This window comes from Mycobacterium parascrofulaceum ATCC BAA-614 (assembly GCF_000164135.1).
Lineage (GTDB): Bacteria > Actinomycetota > Actinomycetes > Mycobacteriales > Mycobacteriaceae > Mycobacterium > Mycobacterium parascrofulaceum.
In genome coordinates this window covers 1,237-7,329 of record NZ_GG770564.1, presented here as the reverse complement: position 1 = coordinate 7,329, position 6,093 = coordinate 1,237, and the positions used below count along the sequence as shown (strand labels likewise).

The window sequence follows — 6,093 nt, the reverse complement described above, 5'->3', positions numbered from 1 at the left end:
TCGACGTGCGCCCGCTGGCGCACCGGCTGCTGGCGTCCACGTGGAGGCACGACGACGCGCACAAGCCGGCCCACTCGATGTTCTGGTACCGGTCGACGCGGTTTGTCCTGCGTCATGCTGTTGCTGTCGGGTCGAGCGTCGTCGTGCTGTTGTTGCTGCTCGGGGTCCCCTTTCTGGGGGTGCATTGGGGTTTCCCCGACGAACGGGTGTTGCCGCGATCGGCGTCGGCACGCCAAGTCGCCGACCTGTTGGACAACCAGTTCACCGACGACTTGGGGATGGCGGTGTCCGTCGTCGTCCCGGACACACGCGGTGTCAGCCTCCTTGACCTGGAGCACTACGCCGCTGCCCTGTCACAGGTTCCCGATGTGTCGGCAGTCACCGCGCCGACCGGGACATTCGTGGCCGGGCACCGGGTGAGCCCGCCGGCCGCGCCCACCGGCATCGCCGACGGCGCCGCCTTTTTGACCGTGACCAGCACCGTGCCGCTGTATTCGCAAGCCTCGGCCGCCCAGCTCAACCGGCTGCATCAGGTCGCCACACCGGCAGGGCGGCCGGTGGCCATGAGTGGGCTGGCGCAGGTCAACCGCGACAGCGTTGACGCGATCACCAAACGGCTGCCCACCGCGCTGGGGCTGATCGCCCTGGTCACCTTCGTGCTGCTATTCCTGCTCACCGGCAGCGTGGTGCTGCCGCTGCAGGCGCTGGTATGCAACGTGCTGTCATTGACGGCGGCCTTCGGCGCGATGGTGTGGATCTTCCAAGACGGCCACCTGCGGGCATTGGGAACGACCCCCAACGGGACGTTGAACGCCAACATCCCGATGTTGTTGTTCTGCATCGCCTTCGGCCTGGCCATGGATTACGAAGTATTCCTGGTCTCACGGATCCGCGAATACTGGTTGGCCTCTCAAACCACCCTTGAGGCACCACCGAGCCCCACCGAGGCACGTGCCGCGAACGATGAGAGCACCGCACTGGGCCTGGCGGGCATCGGCCGAGTGGTCACCGCCGCTGCGCTGGTGATGTCGATTTCATTCGCGGCACTGATTCCTGCCCAGGTCTCGTTCATGCGCATGCTGGGCCTTGGCCTGACACTTGCGGTACTAGCCGACGCCACCCTGGTGCGAATGTTCCTGGTCCCAGCGTTCATTCACCTACTTGGCCCATGGAGTTGGTGGGCGCCCAAACCCTTGGCCTGGCTGCACGACCGGTTGACGACCGGGGAAGCCGCTGCCGTCGCGGTGGGACGCCGCCGCTGGGCCACCGACACGTCCGAGCCCACGGCCGACCAGGCCGGCGCCAGCGCGCCTCCCAAACTCAACCGGATCGACGACGTCTAGCTCTAGCCAGCCGCCACAGGCACCGGATCCCGACGGAGCCCGGGCTGCGGGCTGCGGGAGTCAACGGCTACGCCGGTTGGCCGAGCGGGACACGGCGGTCCTCTTCCACCTCGCTTTGCGTCGCGACCGCATCGACACGCGCGAGGTTGAAGATCGCCGTCACCATCACCAGCGTGGCCGCCGCCAAGGCCAACAGCCCCGCCGGACCAGCGTCCAGCGTCTCGCCGAGGACAGCGACGCCCACCACCGCCGCGACAACCGGCTGCGACACCTGCAGGGTCGGCATTGACGCGGTCAACGGCCCCGCCCGAAACGCCAACTGCCCCCCGACAAAACCTCCCAGAGCGACCAGCAGCAAGGCATACAGCTCGGGCGTCCACACCACCGTCCAGACGCCTTCGTTGAGCCGACCGACAACCTCTTTGGTCAGCACCGCGAAGATACCCCACAGCGAACCCGACACGAGCGCGTACAGCACCGCGGCCAGCGCCCCACCCCAGATACGGCCTGCGGCAACGCATCCGGTCAATAGCGGACCCAACACCATCGCCACACCGGCCCAGGCGTGCAGCGATGCGCTCGATCGACCGGCCTGCGGATCACCGACAGTGACGATCACGATCACCGCGACAGTGAGTAGGCCAGCCCACAGCCACTCGCCCGCCGATACTGTGCGATGCGACAACCTCGCGTTGATCGGCAGCGCAAACAGCAGCGAGAACATGAGCAATGGCTGCACCAATAACACCGAACCCTCGCCCAGCGCGGCCGCCTGCAACCCGACGCTCGCCAGCATGATCAGTAACCCCCAGCACCACCGTTGATCACACAGCAGCTTGGCGATCAATCCGGTGGGACCGACCGAGTCGTCAGTGACCCGGTGTGTCGCGCGTTGCTGAAGAACGTCCCCGACCGCGCCGCACAACGCAGAACTCAACGCCAGGAACCCCGCGATATGCATGTTGACCATATGCGATTTCTCCATCGAACAAAACGGATCAAGCAAGTCATCAACTTCTTCTCGATACCCTTTGTGGCAGCCACACCGCGTCTTCGCAACCGTGCACGTCGGGGCACCCCTCGGCGCAGCCCACCGCGACCAATCCCAAGGCACTACTACCAATACGCGGTCGACGAGCTCGACGATTGCACCCGGTGAACCGAAACCGCGCGGCCGAGAAGGGATCCGCAATTTGCCCGGAACCTTATGGCATCAAAGGCCCTGGGACTGAAGGGGTTCCGGCGACGGTCACTACAGTTCCAATCCGTAATCTCGACTCTGGCCGCGTCCGCGACTGCGGTGCCGCTGGTGGTCGATCCATTGTTGCTGGTCGAGCAGCCGGTCGAGGCGGTCGTCGCGCCACTGCTGGTAGGCGGCACGACGGCGCGCCACTCCCGCGGCACGCCGAGCCAGCAGGCTCTGCACCCGGGCGGGCAGCTGCGCATGGTCCTCGGTTTGGGCGGCGACGTCGTGAGCGGTGCGGGGTTGCTCGTTACGGTGGCCGATGATGCCGCGCACCAGCTGTGCGGCCTGATGGCCGGTGCCGCGGCGCGCCACATGCATCCCCGACTGGGGTTCGGGGTGTTCATGCTCGGTTTCCCCGCCCAGCCGCTCATAGAGGTAGGCGTGGTTGGTCTCGCGGCCGCGGGTCATGGCGACATAAAGCAGGTTGCGGCGGGTGGACTCGCCCAGCACGGCATGCGCGGTGTCGGCGGTGACCCCTTGGGCGGCGTGCACGGTGACCGCATACCCATAGCTGACGTGCTCGCGCAGATAGTCCCCGCTCAAGACCACCCGCGCGCCATCCTCGAGCCGACGCGCGGCGATGCGATCATGCTCGCGATCGACGGCGAGGACCTGCCAGCGTTGCCCGTTGCGCACCGGATCCGCGCTCGGATCGGGCACCGCCCGGCGGGCTTCGAACACCGGGATGGCTGGCTCATTACGCCGACTCACGATGACATCGCCGACCGCGAGGCGTTGTCCGCGTGCAGCAGCCACGGTGGGCGCCTGGGGGTCGATGCGTTCGTCATGGAGGCGCCGGTTGAGTGCGTCAACCATTTCGGTGGTGTCGGCGATCAGCAGCGCATCCTTTCCCGCGGCCACATCCGTCTTGTAGGCCGCCAGGGCGTCGGCGGCCATCGCGATCGGGTCCCCGGCGTGCAGCCGATCCTGGGCCCGATACCACGCCACCGCGCGGCGCACGGGCGCCGGGCCGCCGTCGCGCAACGCCAGGGAAGCGGCCCGCTCAGCGGGGTCCTGCATCCGCCACACCTCCGACAGTGTCTGGGTCCAGGGCAGGTCAGTACAGAGTTGGGCGAACATGCCCCCACGGGCCTTCACCGGGGCCAGTTGGTAGGCATCGCCGACCAGCACGGTCTTGACCCCGGCCGCGGTGGCCGCGGCCAGCAGCTCGCGCAACGCATCGGTGCCCACCATGCCAGCCTCGTCCACCACCACCAGCGTGCGGGGAGTCAACGTCAGCGTGTTCTCCCGCAGCGAACGCAGCGCTGCGGCCACCGTCACGCCGGTGTCCCCGGCGCCTTCACGCACCGCCACATCGACGGCTTTGCCCGTCGGGGCCACCACCAGCACCCGCTTGCCGCTATGGTTCGCCGCGGCGCGCAGGGCGCGCATCGAGGTGGTTTTCCCCGCACCCGCCGGCGCGGACAGCGGGCACACCAGCCACGGCAACCACGCAATCGTGCGCACCGCGCGCTGTTGATCGCCCGACAAGCCCTCCAGGTCAAACTCATGCAACCCGAACAACTGCGACCGCTCCTCACGCGCCCCCACCGCGTCGAGCAGCAGGGCTTCTTCGGCCAGAATCCGATCCAGGGTGTAGCGCTCGTGCCCCTCACGCTGATGCGCGGCCCGGGGTGCGGTCAGCCGCATCCCCACCGCGTCAACACTGGCCTCGATCAGCTCGCGCGGGGTTCGGGTCTCCCCGTCGATATCGACCGGCAACTGGGCACCAATCACCTCGACCAGATCCGCCCGGGTAAACGCCGCCTTCTCAATCTTCGCCGCCGCCGCAGCCAACCGCGCCCGATGAAACGGCGCCGCCGCAGCAGCCCGCCGCGCCTGGCGCGCTTGCAGAAACGCAGCCCGATCCACCTTTAATCCGCGCGCATCCGCACGCCACTCCGCCACCAGTTGGACCCAGGGGAGTTGTTCGGGTTTGGCCGGCCGGGTGGCCTTTTGCGCGGCCGCCAACTGCGCCGCCGACGGCCCCGCGCCCGAGCCGACCACCACCAAGTTGTGGGCCGCCCACTCGCGTAACTGCGAGGCCCGCTGCGACCACGCGCTAACACTGTTCGGGTCGATCCCGGCGACCTCGGCCATACCCGTACGCGGGTCAACCGCGGCCCACTCCACCCCCAACGAACGGTGCAACTCCCGACGCAACGTCGCCTGATAAATCACCCCCGCCGCCTTGGCTTCATGAAACAACGACGTGCCATCCAACGACACCAACCGCCCATCAGCACGGGCCTGTCGGTTCGGCACCAACACGTGGGTGTGCAGGTGCGGATCCCCCGCCCGCGACGTCTCATGCTGATACGCCACGGCGACCAAACCGGGCAACCGAACGAGGTCTTTATCACCCGTGGTCGGGTTATGCACTCGGGTGTAGCCGGCATGGACCGCGAGGTATTTCAGCGCCTCGGCGATGGCGGTAGTGTGCGCGGCCAGCACCGCCTTATCGGCCACCTCATTGGCCCGCAACGCCCGCACCAACGACACCGACTTGGGCGCACAAAACGTCAAATCAAACCCATGCACACTGCCCTTACCGAAGGCGCGCCCGCACGCGCCGTTGGGCGCGATCCCCTCATCAAGCCAGCGCGCCACCACTCCCGGATCGGCGTCCCCGCCGGCCCGCTCGGCGTCGCTCAACCCGACTAATTCCGCGGCCCGGTGGGCATCGCCGGCGCACACCCACACCGGGGTACGAGTGTCGTGTTCGCCGTAATACTCCCCCAACCCGCCGTTGGCACACTGCAAATCTTTGGCGGCCTGCCCGGCCGCCCGGGCGGTGTCGTTGTAATAGTTCACCGACCACCGCGACAGCTTCGCAATCGTCAACACCCTGGCCACCACCCTTGAGCTGGACCGCCCACCACGTGCACGTCGGGTAATTAGCCCAGCGGACGGCCCACCCAGCCTTGCACACCATTGTGCAAATGTGCCAGGTAACACGCGGGTTTGAGGGAAAGAGTTGCTGGGGTGGCCAGCGGCAGGGGCGAAGGGGACGCCCCTGTGCATCAGAAGAGTGGGCCTGGGCGAGGGCGGATAAACCCGCGGAAGGAACCGGGATGCTGGGCGGGGTTTGAGGGGACATGACAGCTGGGGCAAGCACCGGCCGACAGCACCACACTCCACCGCTGCGCCAGGCCCGCTACCAAGCGCTATTGGGCCCGTCGCGGCAAGCGACACTTACCGGCCCCCACTCAAGACAAACCTCCATCGTGGCAAGCCGGGGCTGGGCCAGCGCCGCGGAGCGATGATGGAGGTTGTCCATACCCCTACCGCCTACCCACGCGGCGCTGCAGCGAAAGAGAACCGATGAGCATCGAGGCGACGTTGACTATCTATCTCGTCTCGTGCGCCGCGCTCAATCGTGCGGTGAGGAGGTCCTTGACTGGCCGGTGCACCAGACCCCCGCTCGCGCAGTTGCCGCGCCTGGATGTGGTGTGCTGCAAGCAGCGCGCGTGGCCGGTTTTGGGCGGCGACGGACTCGGCTAG

At 67.5% G+C, this 6,093-nt stretch carries 4 protein-coding genes; 2 read left to right on the top strand and 2 right to left on the bottom strand.

The window, feature by feature from the left end:
* On the top strand, window positions 1–1,343 hold a 1,343-nt coding region (locus tag HMPREF0591_RS29065; protein WP_007172431.1), incomplete at its 5' end, for an MMPL family transporter.
* A gap of 67 nt (window positions 1,344–1,410) precedes the next feature.
* Here the strand turns inward: HMPREF0591_RS29065 and HMPREF0591_RS29060 are convergent.
* The gene (locus HMPREF0591_RS29060) at window positions 1,411–2,313 is read right to left on the bottom strand and encodes a DMT family transporter (protein ID WP_040624399.1); all 903 of its coding nucleotides are present in this window, start codon (window positions 2,311–2,313) and stop codon (window positions 1,411–1,413) included.
* Window positions 2,314–2,595: 282 nt separating this feature from the next.
* On the bottom strand, window positions 2,596–5,436 hold the full coding sequence (gene mobF / locus HMPREF0591_RS29055; RefSeq protein ID WP_040624413.1) for a MobF family relaxase: 2,841 nt from the start codon (window positions 5,434–5,436) through the stop codon (window positions 2,596–2,598).
* A gap of 477 nt (window positions 5,437–5,913) precedes the next feature.
* Between mobF and HMPREF0591_RS32780 the strand changes: the two genes are divergently transcribed.
* On the top strand, window positions 5,914–6,093 hold the full coding sequence (locus tag HMPREF0591_RS32780) for a hypothetical protein (RefSeq protein ID WP_047324070.1): 180 nt from the start codon (window positions 5,914–5,916) through the stop codon (window positions 6,091–6,093).

Excerpts from the sequence above, each read along its gene's own strand:
- HMPREF0591_RS32780 (WP_047324070.1), top strand. The coding sequence starts at position 5,914 with ATGAGCATCGAGGCGACGTTGACTATCTATCTCGTCTCGTGCGCCGCG.
- HMPREF0591_RS29060 (WP_040624399.1), bottom strand. The coding sequence starts at position 2,313 with ATGGTCAACATGCATATCGCGGGGTTCCTGGCGTTGAGTTCTGCGTTG.